This window comes from Clostridium sp. LIBA-8841 (assembly GCF_057782475.1).
Genome location: NZ_CM173488.1, coordinates 376,773 through 403,680, shown reverse-complemented (window position 1 = coordinate 403,680; position 26,908 = coordinate 376,773). Strand labels below are relative to the sequence as shown.

Annotated in this window: 22 protein-coding genes, 1 tRNA gene and 3 rRNA genes; 7 read left to right on the top strand and 19 right to left on the bottom strand. The window is 31.7% G+C overall.

Features of this window, described 5'->3' with window-relative positions; translation table 11 throughout:
* Positions 1-14 precede the first annotated feature (14 nt).
* Entirely contained in the window at positions 15-836 is an 822-nt protein-coding gene (locus tag AC2A4K_RS01730; RefSeq protein WP_322504693.1) for an ABC transporter permease, read from the bottom strand.
* Between the two features lie 232 nt (positions 837-1,068).
* On the bottom strand, positions 1,069-1,815 hold the full coding sequence (locus tag AC2A4K_RS01725) for a peptidylprolyl isomerase (RefSeq protein ID WP_322504694.1): 747 nt from the start codon (positions 1,813-1,815) through the stop codon (positions 1,069-1,071).
* Positions 1,816-2,095: 280 nt separating this feature from the next.
* Between AC2A4K_RS01725 and AC2A4K_RS01720 the strand changes: the two genes are divergently transcribed.
* Positions 2,096-2,563 carry a peroxiredoxin gene (locus tag AC2A4K_RS01720; RefSeq protein WP_322504695.1) on the top strand — a complete coding sequence of 156 codons (468 nt, stop codon included), beginning with the start codon at positions 2,096-2,098 and terminating at the stop codon, positions 2,561-2,563.
* Positions 2,564-2,681: 118 nt separating this feature from the next.
* Here AC2A4K_RS01720 and AC2A4K_RS01715 read toward each other — a convergent pair.
* The 5 genes from AC2A4K_RS01715 to AC2A4K_RS01695 all read right to left on the bottom strand — a co-directional run bounded on the left by AC2A4K_RS01715 (position 2,682) and on the right by AC2A4K_RS01695 (position 10,503).
* Positions 2,682-2,757, bottom strand: a tRNA-Phe gene (locus AC2A4K_RS01715).
* Between the two features lie 11 nt (positions 2,758-2,768).
* Positions 2,769-2,886 (bottom strand): 5S ribosomal RNA (gene rrf, locus AC2A4K_RS01710).
* 54 nt (positions 2,887-2,940) lie between these two features.
* Positions 2,941-5,844, bottom strand: a 23S ribosomal RNA gene (locus tag AC2A4K_RS01705).
* Between the two features lie 187 nt (positions 5,845-6,031).
* Positions 6,032-7,546 (bottom strand): 16S ribosomal RNA (locus tag AC2A4K_RS01700).
* Together the 16S, 23S and 5S rRNA genes with 1 tRNA gene alongside form the textbook arrangement of a ribosomal RNA operon.
* Before the next feature lie 416 nt (positions 7,547-7,962).
* Positions 7,963-10,503 (bottom strand): glycoside hydrolase family 3 protein, encoded by a 2,541-nt coding sequence (locus tag AC2A4K_RS01695; protein ID WP_322505282.1) that lies wholly within the window; start codon positions 10,501-10,503, stop codon positions 7,963-7,965.
* A gap of 421 nt (positions 10,504-10,924) precedes the next feature.
* On the opposite strand from AC2A4K_RS01695, the gene AC2A4K_RS01690 reads away from it, so the two are divergent.
* The 3 genes from AC2A4K_RS01690 to AC2A4K_RS01680 all read left to right on the top strand — a co-directional run bounded on the left by AC2A4K_RS01690 (position 10,925) and on the right by AC2A4K_RS01680 (position 13,855).
* A complete protein-coding gene (locus tag AC2A4K_RS01690) occupies positions 10,925-11,602 on the top strand; it encodes a uracil-DNA glycosylase (RefSeq protein ID WP_322505283.1) in 678 nt (225 codons plus the stop codon).
* A gap of 90 nt (positions 11,603-11,692) precedes the next feature.
* Positions 11,693-12,322, top strand: a complete 630-nt coding sequence (locus AC2A4K_RS01685; protein ID WP_322505284.1) for a hypothetical protein — start codon at positions 11,693-11,695, stop codon at positions 12,320-12,322.
* A 222-nt stretch (positions 12,323-12,544) separates the two neighbouring features.
* Positions 12,545-13,855, top strand: a complete 1,311-nt coding sequence (locus AC2A4K_RS01680) for a DUF1576 domain-containing protein (RefSeq protein WP_322505346.1) — start codon at positions 12,545-12,547, stop codon at positions 13,853-13,855.
* Between the two features lie 115 nt (positions 13,856-13,970).
* Here the strand turns inward: AC2A4K_RS01680 and AC2A4K_RS01675 are convergent, their stop codons facing one another.
* The 5 genes from AC2A4K_RS01675 to AC2A4K_RS01655 form a co-directional block, all read right to left on the bottom strand.
* On the bottom strand, positions 13,971-14,183 hold the full coding sequence (locus AC2A4K_RS01675; RefSeq protein WP_322505285.1) for a hypothetical protein: 213 nt from the start codon (positions 14,181-14,183) through the stop codon (positions 13,971-13,973).
* A gap of 251 nt (positions 14,184-14,434) precedes the next feature.
* Entirely contained in the window at positions 14,435-15,058 is a 624-nt protein-coding gene (locus AC2A4K_RS01670) for a copper homeostasis protein CutC (RefSeq protein WP_322505286.1), read from the bottom strand.
* Entirely contained in the window at positions 15,055-16,191 is a 1,137-nt protein-coding gene (locus tag AC2A4K_RS01665; protein ID WP_322505287.1) for a mechanosensitive ion channel family protein, read from the bottom strand. The genes AC2A4K_RS01670 and AC2A4K_RS01665 overlap by 4 nt, the downstream gene beginning before the upstream one ends.
* A 301-nt stretch (positions 16,192-16,492) precedes the next feature.
* Complete coding sequence (locus tag AC2A4K_RS01660; RefSeq protein ID WP_322505288.1) at positions 16,493-16,999, bottom strand: CarD family transcriptional regulator; 507 nt, start codon at positions 16,997-16,999, stop codon at positions 16,493-16,495.
* Positions 17,000-17,227: 228 nt separating this feature from the next.
* A complete protein-coding gene (locus AC2A4K_RS01655; RefSeq protein ID WP_322505289.1) occupies positions 17,228-17,842 on the bottom strand; it encodes a sugar O-acetyltransferase in 615 nt (204 codons plus the stop codon).
* A 155-nt stretch (positions 17,843-17,997) separates the two neighbouring features.
* Here AC2A4K_RS01655 and AC2A4K_RS01650 point away from each other — a divergent pair, with 155 nt between their 5' ends.
* Complete coding sequence (locus AC2A4K_RS01650; protein WP_488458836.1) at positions 17,998-19,182, top strand: glycosyl hydrolase family 8; 1,185 nt, start codon at positions 17,998-18,000, stop codon at positions 19,180-19,182.
* An 84-nt stretch (positions 19,183-19,266) separates the two neighbouring features.
* On the top strand, positions 19,267-20,004 hold the full coding sequence (locus AC2A4K_RS01645) for an NAD-dependent protein deacylase (RefSeq protein WP_322505291.1): 738 nt from the start codon (positions 19,267-19,269) through the stop codon (positions 20,002-20,004).
* Between the two features lie 351 nt (positions 20,005-20,355).
* Here the strand turns inward: AC2A4K_RS01645 and AC2A4K_RS01640 are convergent, their stop codons facing one another.
* Together AC2A4K_RS01640 and AC2A4K_RS01635 are read right to left on the bottom strand one after the other, a co-directional pair.
* Positions 20,356-20,604 carry a spore coat protein gene (locus AC2A4K_RS01640; RefSeq protein ID WP_322505292.1) on the bottom strand — a complete coding sequence of 83 codons (249 nt, stop codon included), beginning with the start codon at positions 20,602-20,604 and terminating at the stop codon, positions 20,356-20,358.
* Positions 20,605-20,616: 12 nt separating this feature from the next.
* On the bottom strand, positions 20,617-20,802 hold the full coding sequence (locus AC2A4K_RS01635) for a hypothetical protein (protein ID WP_322505293.1): 186 nt from the start codon (positions 20,800-20,802) through the stop codon (positions 20,617-20,619).
* A gap of 177 nt (positions 20,803-20,979) precedes the next feature.
* Between AC2A4K_RS01635 and AC2A4K_RS01630 the strand changes: the two genes are divergently transcribed.
* Positions 20,980-21,438 (top strand): hypothetical protein, encoded by a 459-nt coding sequence (locus AC2A4K_RS01630; protein WP_322505294.1) that lies wholly within the window; start codon positions 20,980-20,982, stop codon positions 21,436-21,438.
* A gap of 107 nt (positions 21,439-21,545) precedes the next feature.
* On the opposite strand, the gene AC2A4K_RS01625 is transcribed toward AC2A4K_RS01630, so the two are convergent.
* The 5 genes from AC2A4K_RS01625 to grpE all read right to left on the bottom strand — a co-directional run bounded on the left by AC2A4K_RS01625 (position 21,546) and on the right by grpE (position 26,897).
* The gene (locus AC2A4K_RS01625) at positions 21,546-22,319 is read right to left on the bottom strand and encodes a tyrosine-protein phosphatase (RefSeq protein ID WP_322505295.1); all 774 of its coding nucleotides are present in this window, start codon (positions 22,317-22,319) and stop codon (positions 21,546-21,548) included.
* Positions 22,320-22,745: 426 nt separating this feature from the next.
* On the bottom strand, positions 22,746-23,648 hold the full coding sequence (locus AC2A4K_RS01620; RefSeq protein ID WP_322505296.1) for an LCP family protein: 903 nt from the start codon (positions 23,646-23,648) through the stop codon (positions 22,746-22,748).
* A 167-nt stretch (positions 23,649-23,815) separates the two neighbouring features.
* Positions 23,816-24,562: a V-type ATP synthase subunit I domain-containing protein gene (locus tag AC2A4K_RS01615; protein ID WP_322505297.1), complete on the bottom strand. Its 747-nt coding sequence runs from the start codon at positions 24,560-24,562 to the stop codon at positions 23,816-23,818.
* Between the two features lie 17 nt (positions 24,563-24,579).
* A complete protein-coding gene (locus tag AC2A4K_RS01610) occupies positions 24,580-26,307 on the bottom strand; it encodes an Hsp70 family protein (protein ID WP_322505298.1) in 1,728 nt (575 codons plus the stop codon).
* A complete protein-coding gene (gene grpE / locus AC2A4K_RS01605) occupies positions 26,307-26,897 on the bottom strand; it encodes a nucleotide exchange factor GrpE (protein ID WP_322505299.1) in 591 nt (196 codons plus the stop codon). Before grpE ends, AC2A4K_RS01610 begins: the two co-directional genes overlap by 1 nt.
* Between the last annotated feature and the right edge of the window lie 11 nt (positions 26,898-26,908).

Below are 26,908 nucleotides of genomic sequence, written 5' to 3'. Positions count from 1 at the left end.
CTGTACCTCTCTTTTTATAAAACATCATCAAATTCTGGTCTAAATTTATTGAATACTTTAGAACCAAATATGAATAATATTATTGTTACTATCCAGAAATAAACTCCATATTTTATACCAACTGTATGTGTTCCTAAATATGCGTCTCTAAATAAAACCGCTAAATAATATAAAGGGTTTAATTTTAATATTGTTTCAATCCAAGGCATACTTCTAGCTACAGGCAATGATCCTGCTTGCCACATAACTGGACACATCCAGAATAAAAATTGCATAAATACAGATATTCCATGTAGTATATCAATTGACATTACTACCCATGCAGATAATAATCTTGATAACGCTGCTAAGAATATTATTGTTATTACAATAGCATAAATTAATTTAGGTATATTTATTAATCCTAAATCACCATTAGCTGCAAATATTATAAAGCTTATTACTAATAAAACTAAAAATGTGTAAAAACTAATTGCTATTCTTATAGTAGGTAATATTTCTACAGGGAATTTAACCTTTTTAACCAAAAAGGAGTTAACCCTTATTGAACTCGCTCCTGCCACAATTACGTCAGAAATAAATATCCATGGTATGTATGCTGAAACTAGCCAAACTAAGTAGCTTACTTCTACATTCTGAACTCTTTGCTTCAATCCAGTTGAAAATATCATCCAGAAAACAGTTATCATAGCTAATGGTCTTATTATAGCCCAAGCCATTCCTAACTTAGAGCCAGCAAACTCTTTTTTAAATTCTTTCTTGGATATGCTAAATATCATTCTCCAATGAGAAAAAATACTTTTCTCAATCTCAAGCCAATCCTTCAAGTTGTTCACCTCTGCTTATTATCTATTTTTTTGTAAAATAACTAAACCTAATTATACCACAAATACTTGAAAAAGATTTATACATTTATCTTACAAAGTAGTAAAATCTACTTATTATTTAATATACTCTCTTAAGTATTAACCTTTATAGATTTAACTACACATAAAAACAATAAAAAAAGAGTTAGATATAGGATAAAAAATCCCATATTTAACCCTTTTAAAAGAATTTAAATTAGAATTAAGCTAATTTAACACCGTACTTTTCTCTTAATTCTTTTATTAATTCTAAGTATTTCTTTTGTTGTCTTTCTTGAATTAACATGTTAACAACTTGATCTTTAACATCTTCAAAAGCTTTTGTTTTAGCTTCTGTTTTGTCTTCTACTTTTATTAAGTGATATCCAAATTGAGTTTTAACTGGAGCACTAACTACACCTAATTCTAGGTTGAATGCAGCCTCTTCGAATTCAGGAACCATCATTCCTTTTGAGAATGAACCTAAGTTACCACCTTGTTCTTTTGAAGGACAACTTGAATATTTGTTTGCAGCATCTTCAAAAGTAACTGCTCCTGAAGCTATTTCTTCTTCTACTTTCTTAGCTTCTTCTTCTGATTCAACTAATATATGCTTAGCTGTTACAGTTTCTAACTCAACAAAGTTATCTTTATGATCTTCATAGTAAGCCTTTGCTTCCTCATCAGTTACAGTAACTTGTGATAAAGTTTTTTGCATAACCATTTGAGCTAATAATTCTTTAGCAAATTTATTTAATTGATCTTTAAACTGTTCAGTTTTATCTAATCCAGTTTCTTTTGCAAATTCAGACATTAATTCAAATGCTATAGCTTGCTCTAAAACTTGTCTTCTACCTTCTTCACTAGCAAGCATAGCTTGTTGTTGAGCTGGGTATCTTGCTATTATCTCATCTATATAGTCTGAAGTTATTTCTGTATTTCCAACTGTTGCTAAAACTTTCTTTTCCATATATATTATCTCCTTTGCAATTAAAGTTTTATTTTCCTATACTTCATATATTAACATACATTTTATGAATTACAAAGGAATTCTGAGTATTTTTATAATCTATAAAATAACTTTGGATTTTAATACAATATGTTTAAAAATTATGTATTTATTACTTTTTAAGTTTAACAATCGTAGTTAAAATCAGATAAATTAATATTATAAATAGTTTAAAAAACCAATTTATTGATAATAAATAATAATTATTATATAATATAAACAATTAAAAGGAGGGATTCTTATGTCAATTGAAATAAATAAATTAGCTCCAGACTTTAAACTTATGGGTTCTGATGAAAAAGAGCATTCTCTAAGCGATTATAAAGGAAAAAACATAGTTTTATACTTCTATCCTAAAGATAATACGGCTGGTTGTACTACTGAAGCCTGCGATTTCAGAGATAATATACAAAACTTTAATGATCTAAATACAATTATTCTTGGAGTTTCTAGAGACTCTCTAGCATCTCATGATAAATTTATTACTAAATTATCACTTCCATTTGTATTACTTAGTGATCCTGATGAAACTGTATGTAAATTATATGATGTAATAAAAGAAAAAAATATGTATGGGAAAAAATATATGGGCATAGAAAGAAGTACCTTTATAATTGATAAAGAAGGTATATTAGTACAAGATTTTAGAAAAGTTAGAGTTAAAGGACACATAGATAAGGTATTAGAGACTTTAAAAAATTTAGATTAAAACAAAAAATGGTCTATAAATAGACCATTTTTTTAATATTTATAATATATAATATTAAAATCTACATAATAGTTTACTATATCTATAAAAAAAGCTTAGTGAATTTTCACTAAGCTTTTGGTGGCTCGAGCAGGAATCGAACCAGCGACACGAGGATTTTCAGTCCTCTGCTCTACCGACTGAGCTATCGAGCCATAAAATAAAAACCTGGCGACCACCTACTCTCCCACACAGTCTCCCGTGCAGTACCATTGGCTTCTAAAGGCTTAACCGTCGTGTTCGGAATGGGAACGGGTGTTACCCTAAAGAACATCATCACCAGATGTTTTAGAAAGATTTTTGTTCTTTCAAAATTGCACATATTTAATTTACTATATTTGGTCAAGCCCTCGATCTATTAGTATCGGTCAGCTGAACATGTTACCATGCTTACACCCCCGACCTATCAACCTTGTGTTCTTCAAGGGATCTTACTAGCTTACGCTATGGGAAATCTCATCTTGAGGTTGGCTTCACGCTTAGATGCTTTCAGCGTTTATCCATTCCCGACTTAGCTACCCAGCTGTGCTCTTGGCAGAACAACTGGTACACCAGAGGTCAGTCCATCCCGGTCCTCTCGTACTAAGGACAGCTCCTCTCAAATTTCCTACGCCCGCGACGGATAGGGACCGAACTGTCTCACGACGTTCTGAACCCAGCTCGCGTGCCGCTTTAATGGGCGAACAGCCCAACCCTTGGGACCTACTTCAGCCCCAGGATGCGACGAGCCGACATCGAGGTGCCAAACCTCCCCGTCGATGTGGACTCTTGGGGGAGATCAGCCTGTTATCCCCGAGGTAGCTTTTATCCGTTGAGCGATGGCCCTCCCACGAGGTACCACCGGATCACTAAGCCCGACTTTCGTCCCTGCTCCACTTGTGGGTGTCGCAGTCAGGCTCCCTTCTGCCTTTGCACTCTACGAACGATTTCCGACCGTTCTGAGGGAACCTTTGGGCGCCTCCGTTACTTTTTAGGAGGCGACCGCCCCAGTCAAACTGCCCACCTAACAATGTCCTGTGACCAGATTCATGGCCGCCAGTTAGAATTTCAGTACTGTCAGGGTGGTATCCCAAGGATGACTCCACCAAGGCTGACGCCCTGGTTTCCTAGTCTCCCACCTATCCTGTACAGACAATACCAAAACTCAATGCTAAGCTACAGTAAAGCTCTACGGGGTCTTTCCGTCCAATCGCGGGTAGCGAGCATCTTCACTCGCACTACAACTTCGCCGGATTTACAGTTGAGACAGTGCCCAAGTCATTACGCCATTCGTGCGGGTCAGAACTTACCTGACAAGGAATTTCGCTACCTTAGGACCGTTATAGTTACGGCCGCCGTTTACTGGGGCTTAAGTTCACACCTTCGCTTGCGCTAAGTGTTCCCCTTAACCTTCCAGCACCGGGCAGGCGTCAGCCCCTATACATCAGCTTACGCTTTAGCAGAGACCTGTGTTTTTGCTAAACAGTTGCTTGGGCCTATTCTCTGCGGCCTACTCTCGTAGGCACCCCTTCTCGCGAACTTACGGGGTCAATTTGCCGAGTTCCTTAACTGTAATTCTTCCGCCGGCCTTAGGATTCTCTCCTCACCTACCTGTGTCGGTTTGCGGTACGGGCACTACTTCTCTCTCTAGACGCTTTTCTTGGCAGCGTGGAATCATGTACTTCGGTTCCGTAGAACCTTCCCCATCACACCTCAGCATTATGAAAGCGGATTTGCCTACTTTCACTGCCTAAATGCTTAGACTAGCATCCAATAGCTAGCACACACTATCCTCCTGCGTCACGCCATCGATAATAACGATGGTAGTGGTACTGGAATATCAACCAGTTGTCCATCACCTACGCCTTTCGGCCTCGGCTTAGGTCCCGACTAACCCTCAGCGGACGAACCTTCCTGAGGAAACCTTAGGTTTTCGGCCTGTGGGATTCTCACCCACATCTCGCTACTGATGCCAACATTCTCACTCGTAACCAGTCCACCGCTCCTTACGGTACGACTTCAGCCCGGTTACGACGCTCTCCTACCGCTTGAACTAAGTTCAAGCCCGTAGCTTCGGTGGTAAGTTTAGCCCCGTTACATTTTCGGCGCAAGATCTCTCGACTAGTGAGCTATTACGCACTCTTTTAATGAGTGGCTGCTTCTAAGCCAACATCCTAGTTGTCTTAGAAATCTCACATCCTTTCCCACTTAACTTACACTTTGGGACCTTAGCTGACGATCTGGGCTGTTTCCCTTTTGACCACGGATCTTATCATTCGTAGTCTGACTGCCGAGCTCAAAGTATGTGGCATTCGGAGTTTGATAAGGTTCGGTAAGCGCTATGCCCCCTAGCCCATTCAGTGCTCTACCTCCACTACTCATACTCGACGCTAGCCCTAAAGCTATTTCGGAGAGAACCAGCTATCTCCGGGTTCGATTGGAATTTCTCCGCTATCCACAGCTCATCCCATGCTTTTTCAACAGCAACGTGGTTCGGTCCTCCACGAGGTTTTACCCTCGCTTCAACCTGGCCATGGATAGGTCACCCGGTTTCGGGTCTACGGCATGCAACTAGTCGCCCTATTCAGACTCGGTTTCCCTTCGGCTCCGTACCTTAAGTACTTAACCTTGCTACATACCGTAACTCGTTGGCTCGTTCTACAAAAAGCACCTCATCACCCTCATAAGGGGCTCTGAGCGGTTGTAGGCATACGGTTTCAGGTTCTATTTCACTCCCCTCCCGGGGTTCTTTTCACCTTTCCCTCACGGTACTGCTTCACTATCGGTCATCAGGTAGTATTTAGCCTTGGGAGGTGGTCCTCCCTGCTTCCCACAAGGTTTCACGTGTCTCGTGGTACTCTGGATCATAACTCGATTGTACTAGCTTTCACTTACAGGACTATTACCTTCTACGGTGGAGCTTTCCAGCTCTCCTCAGTTAGCCATTACTTCTCTTTATGTTATGTCCGCAACCCCGGAAACAAGTTTCCGGTTTGGGCTCTTTCCCTTTCGCTCGCCGCTACTAAGAAAATCGATTTTTCTTTCTCTTCCTCCAGGTACTTAGATGTTTCAGTTCCCTGGGTTACCTTCATTAAGCTATGTATTCACTTAACGATACATGGGGTTTCCCATGTGAGTTTCCTCATTCGGAGATCTTCGGATCTCAGGCTATGTGCGCCTACCCGAAGCTTATCGCAGCTTATCACGTCCTTCATCGGCTCCTGATGCCAAGGCATTCACCATACGCCCTTTGTAGCTTGACCTATATTAGTTATAGTTCTCATTTTACAAAGAATAGAAATTGGTTTGCCAATTTGGCTTGTTGTTTTCTATAAATTAAATTATGTGCAATTTTCAAAGAACAATTTTGAGAGATAGTCTCTCAAAATTAAACAGAGATATTATCCAGAATTCTATGTCATCTTAGTTATCCTAAGATGTATTCCTTAGAAAGGAGGTGATCCAGCCGCAGGTTCTCCTACGGCTACCTTGTTACGACTTCACCCCAATCGCTGACCCTACCTTCGGCCGCTGCCTCGCTTACGCGTTAGCTCACGGACTTCGGGTATTGCCAACTCTCATGGTGTGACGGGCGGTGTGTACAAGACCCGGGAACGTATTCACCGCGACATTCTGATTCGCGATTACTAGTAACTCCAGCTTCATGTAGGCGAGTTTCAGCCTACAATCCGAACTGAGACTGGTTTTAAAGTTTGGCTCCACCTCGCGGTATTGCGTCTCTCTGTACCAGCCATTGTAGCACGTGTGTAGCCCTACACATAAGGGGCATGATGATTTGACGTCATCCCCACCTTCCTCCTGGTTAACCCAGGCAGTCTCGCTAGAGTCCTCAACTTAATGGTAGTAACTAACGACAAGGGTTGCGCTCGTTGCGGGACTTAACCCAACATCTCACGACACGAGCTGACGACAACCATGCACCACCTGTCTCCTTGTCCCCGAAGGGATTTCCTCGATTAAGAGTAATGCAAGGGATGTCAAGTGTAGGTAAGGTTCTTCGCGTTGCTTCGAATTAAACCACATGCTCCGCTACTTGTGCGGGTCCCCGTCAATTCCTTTGAGTTTTAATCTTGCGACCGTACTCCCCAGGCGGAATACTTAATGCGTTAGCGGCGGCACGGAGGTGTTGAAACCCCCACACCTAGTATTCATCGTTTACGGCGTGGACTACCAGGGTATCTAATCCTGTTTGCTCCCCACGCTTTCGAGCCTCAGCGTCAGTTACAGTCCAGAGAGTCGCCTTCGCCACTGGTGTTCTTCCTAATCTCTACGCATTTCACCGCTACACTAGGAATTCCACTCTCCTCTCCTGCACTCTAGATAACCAGTTTGGAATGCAGCACCCAAGTTGAGCCCGGGTATTTCACATCCCACTTAATCATCCGCCTACGCTCCCTTTACGCCCAGTAAATCCGGATAACGCTCGCCACCTACGTATTACCGCGGCTGCTGGCACGTAGTTAGCCGTGGCTTCCTCCTTGGGTACCGTCATTATCTTCCCCAAAGACAGAGCTTTACGATCCGAAAACCTTCATCACTCACGCGGCGTTGCTGCATCAGGGTTTCCCCCATTGTGCAATATTCCCCACTGCTGCCTCCCGTAGGAGTCTGGGCCGTGTCTCAGTCCCAATGTGGCCGATCACCCTCTCAGGTCGGCTACGCATCGTCGCCTTGGTGGGCCGTTACCCCACCAACTAGCTAATGCGCCGCGGGTCCATCTCATAGCGGATTGCTCCTTTGGTTAAAAGATGATGCCATCTCTCAACATTATGCGGTATTAATCTCCCTTTCGGGAGGCTATTCCACTCTATGAGGCAGGTTACCCACGTGTTACTCACCCGTCCGCCGCTAATCCGTTTCCCGAAGGAAACTTCATCGCTCGACTTGCATGTGTTAAGCACGCCGCCAGCGTTCATCCTGAGCCAGGATCAAACTCTCAATTTAAAAGTTTAATCTATTACTCATATTACTTATAAAAGAATTGCTGGTTTATGTTAATATCTTCTGTTTAATTTTCAAAGACCATTTCTTTGTCGCCCTCAAGCGACTTTCTTAGTTTAACATCACTTTGAAACTCTGTCAACAACTTTTTTCAAAACTTTTAATTTGTTTTGTTGAGTTGTTTGTGTGTCTCTCAGCGACGAGATTTATCTTAACATGTATAGCATTATATCTATGTTTGTAATATGTAGTCTTTCAAATATTATTCCTATAATCCTTAATTTTTCTTCCTTATTCAACATGATTCATATATTGATACACTTGGATAAGTTTTCATGATAAAGAATGTATTTATATGTAAAAATAAAGGAATACTGTAAAAACAAGTATTCCTTTATTTTTAATTTATGCTATTTAACTTACTCTTTTCTTCTAAATCTTTTGCTTTTTAAGCCTAATCCTGCTAAAAGTGAAATTGAACCTAATCCCAAAATAAATCCTCTACCAACTCCATATCCAGTTTGTGGTAATTCATCTTCATTTTTATCTGCTTCTTCTTCATTATTATCTTCTTTGTCTTCATCTTCATCTGGATTTATAGGTTTATCTTCTTCATTTTCATTCTCTTTTATCCCAAACTCTATACTAACTCCTTTTTGATGAAACTTCCTATCCTTTATATCAATCAACTCTGAACTTATAACTTCTATATTAGTTGACTCTATTTCATCAACTGCTTTAAATTCTAATTGGAAATTTAAATCATTAGCTTTTAAATTATTATTTCCCATATTTATTATTAACTCTAAAGTATTACTATCTATAATATTAGTCTGTAATTCTCCCTCTTTATTAAGCTTACCTGAAATAAATTCTAAATCATCTCCATTAAATCTAATCTTAACCCTATATTCTTTTGCTATTATTTCATTAAAATCATCTAATTCAAATTTCACTTCAAAATTTTCCTTTGATTTTATTTCCTCATCAATGTCTATCTCAATCTTTCCTAAATCATATAAATTAGTAATTCCATGATCATAATTATAATAATTAACCTCTGTATTCATAGTTCCATCATCATTCAAATTTGGAATATCTACAGGTAATTTTCCTTTTGCCTCTGCATCTCCGAAAATAACTCCAATAGCTGCTGGTATGTTAGGTCCTGAAGATTTAGTTGGAAATAATGTATCACCTTCAGTTGGATCCATACCCTTGAATCCATATGCAATAACCTGCGCCCTTGCATTATCATAAGCTGCTACATCATAGGGATTTCTTAAACTTATAAGTACGGTATCTTTATCTAACCCATTTCCATAATCTATTACAGCTCTAGGTAAGTCTCTACTCCAATTGCCAGGTTTTAAATGGCTAGCATTACTTGCTAGGGAGGCTACTATTATATAATCAGCCTCCTCAATTTTCTCTTTTAACTTTTCATCTATAGAACCTATATTATTATATGCATAGGCATCTAAGTGCACATTTTTCAAACTATTTTCATATATAAGTCTGTTTATTCCAAATTTCATGCTATGAAGCTGACTTTCATTTGGTGCTATTAATAAAACTTTTTCTCCCTCTTTAGGATTTAATGGAAGTATATTATTTTCATTCTTAGTAACAGTAATAGCCTCTTCTGAAATTCTTCTTTCTATATCTCTATTTTCAATAGAGCCAACAACCTTCTTAGCTTTTTCGAGCTTTTCTTCTAAAGACATATCATCCTCTTTTAAATCAATTATCCCTCTATCTATTTTAAGTTTAACTATTCTTTCTGCAGAATCCGTTATTTCCTCTTCTTTGATTTCTCCACTGTTAACAGCATCTAAAACTCCACTTATTATATAATCTAACTTTTCAACATCAGTTTTATTTCTTAATATAGTAGGCATAAGAACAATATCTATACCTGCGTTTATAGCCATCTTTGTTGATTCTAATTCTCCAAAATTATCTGCTATGGCCTTCATATTCATAGCATCAGTTATTACAACTCCGTCATATCCCATTTCTTCTCTTAAAACACCAGTTATAATATCATCTGATAAGGTAGCCGGAATTCCTATTTGACTTCCATCTTTTTTAGATGTAACAGTATCCTTCTCTACTTGAGGAAACTGTATGTGAGCTGTCATTATCATATCTATTCCATTTTCTATAGCCATTTTAAAGGGCTTAAGCTCTATTTTTCTCAACTCTTCAATAGGCTTATCTACTACAGGTAATCCATAATGTGAGTCAGTTGCAGTATCTCCATGTCCTGGGAAGTGTTTTGCCGTTGCAGCAACACCTTGGTCTTGGATACCTTTTGCAATATTCGCACCTAAATTACCTACAAGATCTGGATTGCTAGAAATAGACCTTACGCCTATAACTGGATTTTGAGGATTATTATTTGTATCTAAAACAGGAGCAAAATTTACATTTACTCCTAAAGCATTTAATTCTCTTCCAATTACATATCCTGCATCATATGAAGCCTTTTCGCTCCTAGTAGCCCCCAATGCCATATTTCCTGGTAAGTTAGTTCCTTCACCAAGTCTAGTTACTATTCCACCTTCTTGATCTAAGGTTATAAGCAATGGCAAATTACCATCCTTATCATTTATAGCTACCTCTTGTAAATCATGTATTAAAGTAGTTGTTTGAACTACCTCCTTAACATTTTCAGCAAAAAGTATTACACCACCTAAATCATATTTATCTATTATCTCAGCAATCTCATTATTAATTTCCGTTAAATCAGATTGTGATGTAGAACCTTCTTCTTGCCACATTCTAAAGTCAGGCATTATCATCTGACCAAGCTTTTCTTCTAAAGTCATATTAGAAACTATCTCCTTAGCTCTAGCATTTGAATCTACTGCCATAACATTTTTATTATTAATGAAAAAAGTAGTCGTAACTATTGAAGCTGCCATTAGTATTGCAGCTATCTTCTTTAATAACATAACCCTCTCCCCCTAAATTAACAATCATACCCATTTGTAAACATTATTTCCTAGTATATGTATACTAATCTTTTAATATAATTATTAATAAAAGATAAAAGATTCTTTATCAAAGTTATTCACTCAAATAAAACTGTTAAGCTTTCTTTAAATTACTCTAATAAAGCTTATTTTAAAGTAATATGCATTTTAATATTCTTTCCTATAGATACATTCATCTTAAATTTATAAAATATATGAAAATTCATATTCACCAAATCTTTTTAGCTAGATAAGTCTAATAGCTTTCATATATGTTGAAACTATTAATGTTATTATGTTAAAACCTGATTATATTTAACACCCTTGTTATAAAAAATTATTAAGTATAGAATTTAATTATACTTTAGTAAAATCTATTTTAATAAACGGAGGTAATTTAATGTCTGCTGAATTTAACAATGATTGGGATAATCTATTAAAAGATGAGTTTGAAAAAGAATATTATTTAAAACTTAGAAAGTTTTTGATAAATGAATATAAAACACAAATAATCCATCCAAGTATGTATGATCTATTTAATGCATTAAAATTTACACCTTATAATGAAGTTAAAGTTGTTATTTTAGGACAGGATCCATATCATGGCCCAAACCAAGCTCATGGCTTTAGTTTTTCTGTAAAGCCTGGAGTGCAAACCCCGCCTTCACTAAGAAATATATTTAAGGAATTAAACTCTGATCTTGGTTGTTATATACCTAATAATGGTTTCTTAGAATCTTGGGCAAAGCAAGGTATTCTTTTATTAAATACAGTTTTAACTGTTAGAGAAGGGCAAGCTAATTCTCATAAGGGTAAAGGTTGGGAAATATTCACTGACAAAGTAATCGAATTATTAAATAAAAGAGATGAACCTATAGTTTTTATTCTTTGGGGAAAAAATGCAATTTCAAAGGAAACTATAATAACTAATCCAATACATAAAATAATTAAGTCAGTACATCCAAGCCCACTATCTGCAAACCGTGGATTTTTCGGTTCAAAACCATTTTCTAAAACAAATGATTTTCTAGTTTCAATAAACAAAACTCCTATAGACTGGCAAATACCTAATATTTAAATTAATTATAAATTAAATTATTTAAGGAAACTTTATGCCCCTAATTTAATATACTCTATTATAAGATTAATTTAATTAGGAGTTATTTTTATGATAAATTATAGAGATGATGACGATGATTTAAAATTTGTTACTATGAATATGAAGAGCAATCAAGACTGTGCTTTTATGCCTATGGATCATAAGTCTAAAGAAAATAAAGCAAAACATAAAATGCATGATCATGATATGATGTGTAAGCCTGGTATGATGCATAAGGATGGTATGATGGGTAAGCCTCACATGATGCATAAATCTGATATGATGTGTGATCATTACATGATGCATAATCCTAGTATGATGCATAATCCTAGTATGATGCATAACCCTAGTATGATGGGTAATCCTATGATGATGATGTGTAATCCTATGATGATGTATAACCCTATGATGATGTGTAATCCTATGATGATGTGTAACCCTATGATGATGGGTAAGCATCATATGATGCATAGTCCTGATATGATGGGTAAGCATTGTATGATGGGTAAGCATCATATGAAGCATAAGGATGGTATGATGCATAAGTCTCATATGATGCATAATCCTATGATGATAATGTGTAATCCTATGATGATGTGTAATCCCATGATGATGCATAATCCTAGTATGATGTGTGATCATGATATGATGGTAAAAACCCCAATGACAACAAAAAAGAGATCAGAGTTATTAGATTAATCTATATGTAGTATTTAAATACTATATATAACAAGCTACTATTAGTATATTTTTAGGACTTATATACTAATAGTAGCTTTATTTGTTTCTATTTTATTACGATTATGGTAATTATCTATTCTTTTAAAAACTTCTATTATATAATCTACTTAAATTAGTATTAATTTAACCCTTAATATTGATTAATCTTAAATATATTTTAATAAAGGAGTGTTGTTTTTGTTGAAAAGGTTACCACAAGAATACCTTATACATTTAATTTTATATATTTCTTTTATTATACTTGCCTTTTTTTTAGAAAGCCCAAAAGAAATAGTAACTGGACTTCACAAAATAATTTTAAATTCAGACATATTAATAACAGATTATATAAGTATAGGTGGTTTTGGAGCAACCTTAATTAACAGTGCACTACTAGGCATAATATTTATATTTTTGTTTTATATAAACGATATTAAATCTACCGGAAGAAGTATCATGTCTTTGTGGTTTTTAACTGGTTTCGGTATGTTTGGAAAAAACATAGTAAATATATGGCCCATAATTTTAGGAACTTGGATATATTCTAAAGTGAAAAAAAAACCTTTCAAAGATTATTTAGTTGTAGCTTCCTTAGGAACTGCACTAGCCCCTACAGTTAGCCAATTTTCATTTTTCCCAGGAATCCATCCTATATCTGGAACAATTATGGGAACATTAGTTGGTATGATAATAGGATTTATTCTTCCTCCAATTGCACAAAACGCTTCAAGGATTCATTCTGGATTTTCTCTTTATAATGTAGGATTTGCGGGAGGTATTATTGCAATAGCAGTAATGTCTTTAATGAAAGCTGTCGGTCATAACTTTGAAACAAATTCAATTTGGCATAAAGGTAATAACAATTTATATATAGTGTTCTTATTGGTAATAAGTGCATATTTCATAATTTGTAGTCTAATTTTAGATAAATCTAAAAAAAGAGTATTAAAAGATCAAATAGGAATCAATAAGGAACATGGTATATTTCCTAGTGACTTCTTTTCAATCTATGGAAGTAGTTGTTATTTTAATATGGGTGTTCTTTGTATATTCTCAACACTTTTTGTATTACTTATAAATGGAGATTTAAATGGACCTACAATTGGAGCAATTTTTGCAATGGCTGGTTTTGGATGTTATGGAAAAAACTTAGCTAATTCTATTCCACTTATTATAGGTGCATCACTAGCCTCTCTTATTAGTATCTCTGATATAAATTCTCCAGTTACAGTGGTTTGTATTTTATTTAGTACAGGCTTAGCTCCTATTTCAGGATACTATGGTTGGCCTTATGGAATAATAGCTGGATTTTTGCATATATTCATAGTTTTCAATATTGGAGAATTACATGGAGGATTGAATTTATATAATAATGGTTTAGCAGGTGGTTTTGTTGCTGCAATTATTGTTCCTGTTATAGAATCCCTTCAAATTACTAATACAAAAAATACTATAAAAAGTTCTTTTAAAAATCCACCTATTAGTTTAGGAATAAAAAAAGAAGCAGATTAATCTGCTTCTTTTTTACATATATAAATTTTATATTAAAAGGGATTTATAGTTTAAGTAGGGGGGAATTAACACTATGTTAATTTTGTACTATAAACCCGAACAAACAATATTTATGTTAGTTTATAACCTTTTTACCTATTTTGCTTTTACTTCTCTTTACTAAAGTATAAATAAGTGAAGATACTATTCCTACTACTCCGCCTAAAGCAAATCCAAACTCAGGATTATTCATTATAGCTCCTAAAGCTAAACCAATTCCAACTCCACCAGCTATACTTTTAGTAAGATATTCACATTCTTTATCACTTAATATCATTTTCTCTAACACTTTTATCACTCCTAACAAATAATCCTTTAATTTAATTATACAAATTACTTATTACAAATTATTTACATTGCACTTAAGCATTAGTTACTTTTAAGAATCAAATTTATATCTTTTGTTAGAATTTAGTGTTACTATATATAATATATTAAGACATTTACTTTACTTTGTAAAGAGTTATTTTTTACCGTTTTAAAAGATTAACAATATATATAATGAGTTATTTCTAATTGCTTCAATCACTTTAATTATTTCTATAAATTCCCTACAATCTTACTTCCATGGAACTCCTTTGCATTAGTGTATTTTTTAAGCTCCAAAAAATTTTCTTTAGTAACTCCTCCACCTGGAAGTATTATTATTCTTTCTCCAGCATATTCAACTAACTTTTTTAAGGTATCTTTATTTTTAAAGGCATTATCATCTCCACCTTTTGTTAGAATCCTATCTACTCCTAATGATGCAAGTTTGTCTATTGCATCAAATTTGTCTTCAATATCATCAAAGGCCATATGGAATGTTATACCTAATGGTCTCGCTAACTGAACAAACTCTTTAGTAGTTTCAAAATCTAATATATTATCTTCATTTAAAAAACCAAATACAACTCCAGTTACTCCTATCTTTTTGCAAAGCTCTATATCATTTTTCATTATATTTAATTCTGCTTTAGAATAAACAAAATTTCCTCCTCTTGGACGAATTATTACATTAATGTCTATTTTCATATCATTCTTACATTGAAGTATTGTTCCATAACTTGGAGTTGTTCCCCCTTGAGATAAGTTATCGCAAAGTTCTATTCTATTTGCTCCTAACTCCTCTGCTCTTTTTCCTTCTATATAATTCCCAACACATGCTTCCAATATCATTGTCATACGCCTCTCTCCTCCTCAGTAATATTCTTTATTGATTCCAACTCAGTACTTTCAAAATTACAAGTGTCACCTCTTCTATCAAAACCTTTAAAATCAAAGTTCAAAAACATTAAATCCACACTTTCTTCCCTTAATATTTCTAAGATGTTTATATTTATTTCTTCTTTAAGCTTCTCATATTTTAAATATTCAAATTGATCTGTATAGAAATATATAAAAATTCTAAAGCCATAAGTTGAAAGTTCATTAAAGCTTACTATTATTAGATTTTTATCTATTTTATCATGTTCTCTTAGCATATTCTCTATTTTATTAACAGAATTTTTTATACTTTCTATAGATGTTTTACAATCCATAGTAAATTTAAAATGTATTCTTCTTAATTTTCTTTGAGTCCAATTTATTATGTTACTATTGGCAAGCTTTGAATTTGGAACAGTAGCCAAGGCCATAGAAAATGTTCTTATTTTCGTACTTCTAAATGTAATCTCTTCTACTAATCCTTCTACATCGCCTGCTTGTATCCAATCTCCAATAGAAAATGGCCTATCTAGAACTATAACCATCCCTCCAAATAAATTAGAAAATGTGTCCTGTGCAGCTAAAGCAAAAGCAACTCCACTTACTCCTAATCCTGCAATGAAACCAGTTAATCCAAATTCATTAGCAATTATAATTATTCCTACTAAGAGAATCACTAACCTTATAACTATAGATAAAAAAGGAAACACTATGGTATTTCCGCTATCATTTTTATGTAATTTAGAATAAAGCAATGAATTCTCCAAAGTTAAGTTATATGCAAAATAAATAAACGATGCTATTATTCCAACTCTTATAATCTTATATGTAGAAAAAAAATCTAACCCTAATAAATCAACATTTATCACCTTAAAGATTGAATATATGCCTATAAATGATACAAAGAGTTTCAGTGGATTTTCCAATGCTCTAACAATATTATTATCTAAGTAATTTTTAGTCTTTCTAGCGCCTTTCCTTAGCAATTTGAATAAATTAGTTATCAATATTTTGTTTGTTATTAAAACAATTAGCATAATAACAAGAATTATAATAATTTCATTTATATTAATAAGTGCTAACCTTTCAAAAAGACTCTCAATTTCTTTCATAGTTCACCTCTGAAAAAGATATTATCTACTTTTTATCTTTTCCTTAAATAACTATTTTATTTTTACTCTTTTAAATAACTTATCTAAATAGTAGATTGTGTTTTAAACTATGATTGATTTTTAGAAATTTCTTTATAGATAACTTAATTAAAACTTGCTAAAAACTCTCTTGCTTCTTTTCTATTCCTTAAAATAAAAGCATATAAAATACCATTTAAGTATTTCATATGCTTCTATTAATGTCTATTCTCACTATTTCAGTAAAGTGTTCACTAACTTCTTGATTATCTTTACCTATATTCTATTGATGTACATGACTTTTTATATATGATTTTACCTCTTCTGGACGAATATGAAGAATAGTTGCAAATTCCTCATTTAATAATTTCTCTGCAGTCTGCATAATCTCTTCATCGCCCTTACATACTTTTTTGCCATCTAATTTTCTCTTCTTTTTATCTAAATATATACTTCTTATCAAGGTAATTAAATCATCACAATTCCCGCTTTTAAGCATTGATTTAAATTGTTCATTCCTTTGCTTATCATCTTTTATCCATAAGGTTTCCTTATTAGGTATATCATTTATCAATGAATCTACATCATCCTTGGAAAGTATTTCTCTCATAGAAATCTTCTTATTATCAACAGGAATCTTAATTACTGTATTTTTAGAATAACTAGAATAAATAGGATTTAATACGTAATATTCTTTTTCTATATTATTAATAATAGCTTCTTTAGTAATATCTATAACTTTACAAACTCCAACAGTTCCATACATTATATAATCATTAATTTTAAACAATAAAATTTCACCTTCTTTAAATTAAAATTTTGCTCTCATTGCACCATTAACACATTGCACTTTTAATTCAAGTAGTTAGCAATTATACTTTTCTAAAATAAAAAAAGTAGTTTTAACAACTGGAATTACGTCATTAAAACTACACACTGTATAATTCTATTTTACCATATTAAAAATTTTTAGTGTAAGTAAATATTTTTATTTAATAATTTTTATATGGAAAATCTCTTATTCAATGTCAATTTTCATATATTTATAATAATACTTCATATCATTTTCATTGATTTCTCTTAAGACTCTACATGGATTTCCAACTGCAACTACATTGGCTGGAATATCTTTCGTAACCACACTCCCTGCTCCAATCACCGAATTATCACCAATATGAATTCCTGGAAGTATTACAGCACCTGCACCAATCCAAACATTATTTCCTATGTGAATAGAAACATTATATTGAGCTTGTTTACTTCTTAATTCTGGGTGTATAGGATGTGTTCCTGCTGATACAGTAACATTTGGACCAAATAAAACATTATTTCCAACGAATATATCACAATCATCAACCATTGTTAAATTGAAATTTGCATAAACATCATTACCAAAATGTACATTCTTACCACCCCAATTAGCATGAAAAGGAGGTTCTATATAACAGTTTTCTCCTATCTCAGCAAACATCTTCTTTAGCATTTTATTTCTTTTATCCTGTTCAGAAGGACGTGTTTGATTAAAATCATAAAGTAACTCTAAACATTTCATCTGTTCATTCATTAATTCCTCATCATTACAATAATAAAGCTTTTGACCGTACATTCTTTCCCTTATTTCTTTTAACCTCATAATGATTCTCCTTTTTCGATAATGCATAATATAATTCCCAATATTAATTATAGACTATATATAATTTCTAAATATATAAGCAATTATATTAGTTAATAAAATTTAATTAACTATTCTTACCTAAATTAATATATTTATATTATAACTTATTTGAGGTGATTAATATTTATATAAATTCAATAATGTATGATTATTCTAAGGAACAATTGACTTTTGAACTATTAAAATTTTATGAAGAATGGAAAAATCGTTATTTAATTACTGTTAAAGATTCTTCTCCTACTAAAGAATATCTTTTTTATACTCTTGATCAACCTACTACTAACAATGCAGTTACTTGCTCTGAAGCTATGGGATATGGAATGGTCATTTTCCCTATTATGTACAAGTTTGATAAATTCGCTAAAGAACATTTCACTAATATTTATAATTTCATAAAATCATATCCTAGTTTTTATAATAAAAATTTAATGGCGTGGCAACAAATTATGGACTCTAATGGCAATATAGTAAATAGCGAACCCGAAACTTCCTCTGCTACTGATGGAGATATGGATATAAGCTATGGATTATTAATTGCAGATAAATTATGGAGAAAACTTGATAAAATTGATTATAAATACGAGGCTGTTAAAAGAATTCAAGCCTTAATGGATAGCTGCGTTGATAAAGATGATTATATTTTAAACTTAGGTGATTGGGTTACTGGATTAACTAACAGTACATTTAAAGGTGTGACCAGAAGCTCTGATTTTATGCTTTATAGCCTTAGATCATTTGTTAAAGCTGATACTAAAAACTCAAAAAAATGGAATTTAGTAATTACTAGAATACAAAAAATTATTAACAGCCAAATGAAAAGAGAAAGCAAGGATAATGGACTTATGCCAGATTTTTTTATTAAAGAAAAAGGTGTTTTTATAGCTCCTAATACAAAAATATTAGAATCCATGCATGATGGGGATTATTATTTTAATAGTGCTAGAATACCTTGGAGGTATTCTATGGATTCAATCTTAAATAAAAAAATCTCTATTTCAAAACAATTATCTATCCTCAACAAATGGATAATAAAAACTACAAATACTACTCCTGAAAACATTGTTTCAGGATACTATTTAAGAAATGGTCCTCCTGGCCAACCTTTTGGTACCTCTAATGATTTATCATTTGTAGCACCATTTCTTGTATTATCACTCCTACAAAAGGATAATCCTAATTGGACAACTAATCTTTGGAACCATATATTATCTATACCCCTTGAATCCTCAACTTTCTTTGGTAATACTTTGAAACTTATGGCTATGATAGTTGCTACAGGAAATTGGATTTCTCCATAATAAATAAAAAAATCTCTATCTTAGATTTAATCTTTTTTTATGAGATAATAAGATTAAATAAAATCATTAAGGAAGGTGATTTATATGACAAAGATAGAACAGCTGGCTGAAATCCTAAAAAATAGTGATAATATCGTATTTTTTGGTGGGGCTGGTGTAAGTACAGAATCTGGAATTCCCGACTTTAGGAGCTCTAATGGATTATTCAATGAAAAGCTAAATATAACTTTTACTCCGGAACAATTAGTTTCACATAGCTTTTTTAAAAGATATCCTGAAGAATTTTTTAATTTTTATAAGGCTAAACTTATATATCCTGATGCTGAACCTAATGGAGCTCATATTGCCTTAGCTAAGCTTGAAGAAATGGGAAAATTAAAGGCTATAGTTACTCAAAACATAGATGGTCTTCATCAAAGGGCTGGAAGTAAAAATGTTTTTGAACTTCACGGATCAGTTCTTAGAAACTACTGTATGGATTGCCATGCTTTCTATGACGAAAATTTCATACTAGATTCAAAAGGAGTTCCTACTTGTACTAAGTGTGGAGGAATAGTTAAACCTGATGTGGTTTTATATGAAGAGCCTTTATATGATAATGTTATTAGAGGTGCTGTTGATGCTATTTCTAAGGCAGATACGCTTATAATAGGTGGAACTTCCCTAGTTGTTTATCCTGCAGCAGGACTTATTAACTATTTTAGAGGAAAGAATTTAGTTTTAATAAATAAAAGTTCTACTTCTGCAGACTCTAAGGCAGGTTTAGTTATTAATGACTCTATAGGTAATGTTTTAAATGAAGCCGTTAAAACTATAGAATAATTTCTTGGTTATATTTAAACATGTAACTTTTAGGTTTATAAATTCTTAATTTACTTATATTGATATATATTTAATTACAAATATTATTTAGAACTTAATTAAGACTGTGTTTTAAACTATTTTAAAATCAAGATATACTTAAAACATAGTCTTAATTCAAAGAAATATTATTAAGTATATTTTAGAAGTTGAGAATTTCATATGATTACTCAAAAAATTATAAGTCAGAAAAAAGTATTAAAGTTTAATTCTTATTAATAAAAAAGCGGACTATCATTAAAATAATAGTCCACTTAAATTCTATTCAATTAACTTCTATGTACTATTTCCAGTTACATAGTTTTTTTATTTCTATCCTTGAGAAACTTGTTGTTTTACAGTTGAAATCTCTTCTGGAGTTGCTGGTTGAGCTGGAATATAATATCCTTTTTCTTTTGCAACTTTGAAAAGAGCATATTGACGTACTTCATCTTGATTTCTCATGTTTTGTATTGTTTCTCTTAATTGTTGATTCTCACATTGAGCAATTACGCTTCCATATCCTGCTAAACTAGCATTTATTCCAGCGAGATAATCATTTATCACTTCTTTTTCTTGCATCTTAAATTCCTCCTATCCTAAAAATGTCATTAACTTTTCTTTACTTGCTTTTGCATCGTCAGCATCTTTGTTTAACATGTTTTTTAATTGTTGATCATTACATTGTTGTGAATAATCTCTAAGTTTCTTTTCAATTGTACAATGAGCTCCAATTAAATGACGAAGATTTTGTAATTCTAATTCATTTAGATTAGCCATAATAATTCCTCCTAACGTGTCAATTTTCCTTATTATTTTAAGCTCTTTTTTAAATTTTATTCCTTTTAATTATTTTATTTTTTTACAATAAATGTATTTTTGTTTTTTAAAAATTTATGTAATTAATCCTATCTACTTAAAATATATTATATTAAACACTATTTTAAGGAGATTTTAATGCTTACTTTTTTTTGTTTTCTTATAATCCTAGTAACTCTAGGTGCATTAGGATTTGTATTATATCAATGTAATATTAAATTTACTGAGTATAAAAGACAAATTTTAACCCTGAACAATCAAATTTCAAAATATAAATCAACTACCTATAACAAAACAAATAATGGAAACAAGAAAAACTTAATAATAAATTTTAGTCAACCTGAATTTAAATATGGTATTACACTTCCATATACATCAATTTTTATAGCTCCATCTACAGATTCTCTAGTAATAAATAGATTAAAAGAAAAATCTCATGTTAAAATTATAGATGAGGCTGAAATTAATAATGAAATCTGGTACTACTCTTTACTTAATACAGAGTCGAAAATAAATTGTAATGGCTGGATTAAAAAGACACAATTTTCTATGCTTATGGAAGATAGTAATACGTTCTTGTATGATAAGCATGACTAACTAAAAAAATACACTTAAAATCAACATCCACCTAAAATATTGCCAAATATAAAAGAGTAACATCAATTAAATTTTAAAACTTAATTGATGTTACTCTTTATTTCTAACTATCTTTTAAAAAAAGAAAAAAGTCCTCGTTTCTTTTTCTTAACTTTTTGTCCTTGAAACTCTACTTTTTCGTCATTCATCAAAGCAAGCCCAGTAGCTTCAAATCTTTTGCTTGCTCCTCTACTTATTCTATTAATCACTTCACAAGCTTCTCTTAAACTAGTATTTCTATTTCCATTACTATGAGCATCAGACCCTATAAAACTATATATGTTATTTTCCAAGAAAGTCTCTGCTGTTTTCTTTATTTCTTTTCCAAATAAACCTGTAATACTCCCGCCATTTAATTGAAATAAATATCCTTCATCAATAAATTGATTTATCTTTTCTGGATCATTTATAAAATCCATATATCTCTCTGGATGAGCAATTACTGGTGTTATTCCTTTTATCTTAAGTTCATATATTGTATCTATAGCCTTCTGAAAATTTATTTTATCCATAGGAAACTCTATAAGCATATATCTTGATTCTGCTAATGTTCCAATTTCATTAAGTTTATAATCCTCTAATATATAATTATTGAAAAATACCTCTTGTCCAGGATAAATTTCAATATTTAAATTATTTTCTTTAGCTAATCTATTTAACTCATTAACTTTATTTTTTATACTACTATAGCTTTCTGTCCAATAACCTTTAAAAAAATGAGGAGTTGCAATTATTTTTTTAGTTCCTGATTCTTCAGCTCTTTTTAACATTTCTAAAGACATCTCATAACTTTTAGATCCATCATCTATATTAGGTATTATATGTGAATGTATGTCTATCATGATTTTCCTCCTTAAAAGAAACACCTTAATTTTTCTATTGTTTTTCTTATTAACTTATTTTTCTTTTAAAAACTTAAATAAGGAATATAATCCTTCCTTAAATAAACTCACCCTTAGCTTCATTTTTACATGAATATTTTACCATAATATAAAATCAAATAACACCTCTATGTCACCCCAGTATTTTACATATTAAATATTGATAATACATATTTTAATTAAATAAGAAACAAGAATTAATAACTGTATGATTAATATGTAAAAGTTTCTATAAAGATGTCTTTTATTATTCAAATCTTTTACTTTTATTAATTATATAAAATATTAAAAGGACTTTTTTAAAAAAGTCCTTTTGTCTACAGAATAAATAACTTAAAATACTTAATTTCTATTATATTTAGTTTTAAATTTTGATACAGATTCGACTTAATCTAATTTATTCTCAAAAATATAGTTTTTAATTTCATCCTTTACAACTTCATTATCAAAATCCAAATAATATATTCCATTAACTTCTATGTTTTCTATATCCTTATCCCGTGGAAATCTAGCCTGCTCTAATCCATTAGGTATAAGTGTTGCAAAAGTGGTTGCCGTTGAAAGAACTTCACCAGTACCTAAACTAGTCTGTATATAAGGTAAAAACTCACCTATTATACTTGGATACTCTTCTAGAGGAGTTAACTTTAATTTCTCAAATATAGAATTTAGTATATTCCTTTGTCTCTCAGTTCTTCTAGCGTCCCCTCCATCTGTATATCTTATTCTTGCATAGGCTAAAGCTTGTTCTCCATTTAAATTATATACACCAGAAGAATCAACTCCATTAATAAAATCTACTTCATCTTCTTGTATGTTTATATCTACTCCACCTAATTTATCAACTATCACAGGTAATGATTCCATTTTTACAGCCATAAAATCCTTTATATTAAGTCCAAAATTTTGATTTAATGTCTTTATAGCTAACTCTGCTCCTCCGAAAGCATAAGCGTGATTTATCTTATCCTTACCTTCTCTACCTGGAATTTCAACATAAGAATCTCTCATAATTGATGTTAGCTTTAATTTTTTATGCAATTCATCTATTGTTAAAATCATTATAGAGTCAGAACGACCTTGTCCATCTTCATCATCTATACCAAATAAGGCTATATTAGTTATATTTTTATTAACCTCTTCATTTACACCTAAGTTTTTTTCATCTAGTTGTATTTTTTCCATCTTTCCTATAAAGTTAGAAACACCCCACATTCCTAAACCTACAATAGCTAAAAACACAAAAAATATAGTTATAAAAGTTATCTTTATTATTTTTCCCTTACTCATATCTTCACTCCTTTATTATTACATTTTATAAGAAATCTCTAAACGTATTTTTACAAAATTGGAAACTCTATGTTAAATAAAATAAATAAGCTGTATCAAACTCCACCATAAAATAAAGTTTCAAATTATAAACCTTATTTTAAAGTGAATCTAATACAGCTTTTTTGCTAAATATTATACTCTACATTTTCTTTTTTTAAGCTTTCAATCTCTAATCTGTTAAGTTCAACTTCCTTAAGAAGTTTACTTATTTCTTCATTCTTATAAGCTAACTCTTCTTCATAAAAAGAATTTATCTTATAATTCAAAATCATTATCAGATTTAAAACTACCTCAGAAAAAGTAAATTCTACTACTGGATCATTTTCTTTATAGTTATTACTTAATTTTTCTAAATCATTTTTTATTTCATAGTATATTGATTTTATCTTATAATTTGAATTATCACATTCTAAGGCGTTACTTATATTTTTAAAAGCTTTAGCATTATCATTTATTAGCATATAGAGCAAAGCTAATATTTCTTTTACTTCTATTAACTCTTTTCTTTTATCTCCTATATCCTCTAATAAATTTATTGCTTCTAAATAATTTTTATTTTCTACTAAACTTAAAGACTCTATATATTCTTCCTTTATTAAATTAAATTCTTCACTATTTATATCATTAATAAATTCTAACGCTCTATTATCCTCATATGAAATTTCTAAACTTTCACTCCAATACTTTTTAGCCTCATTAAAATTACAATATAGATAATTTATTATTCCCAAAACATTTAGAGTATCTATATTTACATTTCCAGTCTTATGAATTTTTTCTAATAACTCTTCACCATCTTTTAATCTTTTATTTGCTACTAAATCTAAAGCCTTGTTATAAATAACTTCTAAAGCTTCTTCACTATTATTCATATAAAATGCTCCCAATATTAATTAACAAAATCAAATAAGAAATCTGTAAGCTCTTCATCTAACTTCATAAGTGCCATTTTATCATTATCTACGATAGCTTCCTTCATATCATTCATAATATCTTGAAGTTTTTCTCTATCTGCACTCGGTAACATTGGAATCTTTCTCTCTGCTAACCTGAAATTAGGTTCTACTAATCTAAATAAGTTATCTGACTTCCAAGGAACTAAGTCTGCCTTATTATCATTTTTTGAAACAACTTCTCTAAGATCTTCAACTTCTTCTTTTGAAAGGCCTCTTGTAGACATTATTTTTGAAATCTCATCTCCAGTAGAAAGAATTTCTGCTGAAACATTTAAAATTCCATTTAAATCATACTCAAAAGTTATATCAATCTTTTCCTTTCCAGTATCAGCCTTAGGAATTCCTGACAATATAAATTCATCTATTAATGTGTTGTCGCTAACGTATCTACTTTCTCCTTCATAAACACTTACTAGCACCTCTGTTTGATCGTCCATAACTGTGCAATATCTCTTTGTTACATTTGAAGGTAATTTTGAGTCTCTATCAATTATAGGATCGAATATTCCACCTTTTAATGCTACTCCCAAGGTATAATTACAAGTATCTGTAACTATAATTGTTCCTGAATCTCCAACTGGAATATCATTCTTTATAGCAGCTTGTACTGAAGCTCCTAAAGCTACTGCCTCATCTGGGTTTACCCCTCTTGCTATCTTTCCTTTAAATCTCTTTTCAAGCATATTTCTTACATAAGGTATTCTACTTGAACCGCCAACTAATAAAACTATATCTATTTCATCATCTACAATCTTAGCATCCTCTAAGGCTTCATTTACTATATCTTCAGTTGAATCTATTATTTCTTTAACATTATTTTCAAACTCTTCTCTAGTTAATACCATTTCTAAATTTATTGGATTATTATCTTTATCTGCTCCAATATAAGGTAAAACTATTTCTGCCATTTTAGAGCTTGATAAAGTTTTCTTAGCCTCTTCAACTCCTTCTTTAAGTCTAGCTAAGGTTCTACTATCTGATGCATCTAACTTTATTCCTGTTGATTTTTCAAATTCACTTACTAAATAATCTATTAACTTATTATCAATGTCTTTTCCGCCTAAGTAATTATTACCTCTACTTACCTTAACATCTAAAACTCCATCAAACATTTCTAATATAGTTACATCAAAGGTTCCGCCACCAAAATCATAAACTAATATATTTCCATTTTTATCTATATTATCTACTCCATAAGCCATAGCTGCTGCAGTAGGTTCATTTATTATTCTTTCCACCTTAAATCCAGCTATTTCTCCTGCATTTTTAGTTGCTTTTCTTTGAATATCGTTAAAGTTAGCAGGAACAGTAATAACAGCCTCCTCTACCTCTTCCCCTAAAAAATATTCAGCTACTTCTTTTAACTTTTTTAAAATTAAAGCTGAAATCTCTTCTGGTCTATATTCTTTATCTTGAATTCTTATAATTTCATCTGTTCCCATAATTCTTTTTACTTCTGAAACTGTTAACTCGGGCTTTAATAAAAGTTGATTCTTAGCTTTCTTACCAACCTTTATCTCATCTCCATCTATTGATACTACTGATGGAATAACATGTTCATCTCCCTCTTCAACATTTCTTATAATACATGGCTTACCATCCTTAACATAAGCTATTTCTGAAGTGGTTGTCCCTAAATCAATTCCTATTATTTTTCCCATTATATATCCTCCTTATTTTTAACTACTACTACTTGAGCTACTCTCTCAACTTTTCCCTTATATATGTATCCTAATTTTAAAACTTCTGTTATCTCATAGTCTTTTCTATTGTTATCCCAAATAGTGCTAACACATTCATGTAAGCTTTCATCAAAAAAAGTTTCTTTTCCATCAATAAGAAGGATATCCACATTTATCATTATTTTTTTTACTATGTTGAATAAACTACTCATAGCTTCAACCAACATCTCATTATCAGATTTCAAACTAAAATCATAAATATATTTTATGTTATCTATTACGTTAATTAAGCTTTTAACGAACCTTTTCTCCCTTATTTCTAACTCTTTATTTATCTTTTTACTCCGCAACTCTTCTTCTTCACTTTTTTGTTTTATATAACTTGTAATTCCTTCAAGACTATTTCCTATTCTATAAATTTCTTCAATATAATCCTGGTTTATATTTTCATTTTGTATTGCTATTTTTTTTATGGAGTTTTTTATTTCTTTCAACCCTTTATCTTCTATAAATAATTCATTATATCTTTTTTCTTCGCAAATACTTTTTAATTCCTCTTCATAGTTCAAATTAGTACCCC

What these genes read in the sequence shown, in the direction of transcription:
- AC2A4K_RS01725 (WP_322504694.1), bottom strand. Translation starts at nt 1,815, where the DNA reads ATGGAAAAGAAAGTTTTAGCAACAGTTGGAAATACAGAAATAACTTCA.
- AC2A4K_RS01720 (WP_322504695.1), top strand. Translation starts at nt 2,096, where the DNA reads ATGTCAATTGAAATAAATAAATTAGCTCCAGACTTTAAACTTATGGGT.
- AC2A4K_RS01695 (WP_322505282.1), bottom strand. Translation starts at nt 10,503, where the DNA reads ATGTTATTAAAGAAGATAGCTGCAATACTAATGGCAGCTTCAATAGTT.
- AC2A4K_RS01690 (WP_322505283.1), top strand. Translation starts at nt 10,925, where the DNA reads ATGTCTGCTGAATTTAACAATGATTGGGATAATCTATTAAAAGATGAG.
- AC2A4K_RS01685 (WP_322505284.1), top strand. Translation starts at nt 11,693, where the DNA reads ATGATAAATTATAGAGATGATGACGATGATTTAAAATTTGTTACTATG.
- AC2A4K_RS01670 (WP_322505286.1), bottom strand. Translation starts at nt 15,058, where the DNA reads ATGACAATGATATTGGAAGCATGTGTTGGGAATTATATAGAAGGAAAA.
- AC2A4K_RS01665 (WP_322505287.1), bottom strand. Translation starts at nt 16,191, where the DNA reads ATGAAAGAAATTGAGAGTCTTTTTGAAAGGTTAGCACTTATTAATATA.
- AC2A4K_RS01655 (WP_322505289.1), bottom strand. Translation starts at nt 17,842, where the DNA reads ATGAGGTTAAAAGAAATAAGGGAAAGAATGTACGGTCAAAAGCTTTAT.
- AC2A4K_RS01645 (WP_322505291.1), top strand. Translation starts at nt 19,267, where the DNA reads ATGACAAAGATAGAACAGCTGGCTGAAATCCTAAAAAATAGTGATAAT.
- AC2A4K_RS01640 (WP_322505292.1), bottom strand. Translation starts at nt 20,604, where the DNA reads ATGCAAGAAAAAGAAGTGATAAATGATTATCTCGCTGGAATAAATGCT.
- AC2A4K_RS01635 (WP_322505293.1), bottom strand. Translation starts at nt 20,802, where the DNA reads ATGGCTAATCTAAATGAATTAGAATTACAAAATCTTCGTCATTTAATT.
- AC2A4K_RS01630 (WP_322505294.1), top strand. Translation starts at nt 20,980, where the DNA reads ATGCTTACTTTTTTTTGTTTTCTTATAATCCTAGTAACTCTAGGTGCA.
- AC2A4K_RS01625 (WP_322505295.1), bottom strand. Translation starts at nt 22,319, where the DNA reads ATGATAGACATACATTCACATATAATACCTAATATAGATGATGGATCT.
- AC2A4K_RS01620 (WP_322505296.1), bottom strand. Translation starts at nt 23,648, where the DNA reads ATGAGTAAGGGAAAAATAATAAAGATAACTTTTATAACTATATTTTTT.
- AC2A4K_RS01615 (WP_322505297.1), bottom strand. Translation starts at nt 24,562, where the DNA reads ATGAATAATAGTGAAGAAGCTTTAGAAGTTATTTATAACAAGGCTTTA.
- AC2A4K_RS01610 (WP_322505298.1), bottom strand. Translation starts at nt 26,307, where the DNA reads ATGGGAAAAATAATAGGAATTGATTTAGGGACAACCACTTCAGAAATA.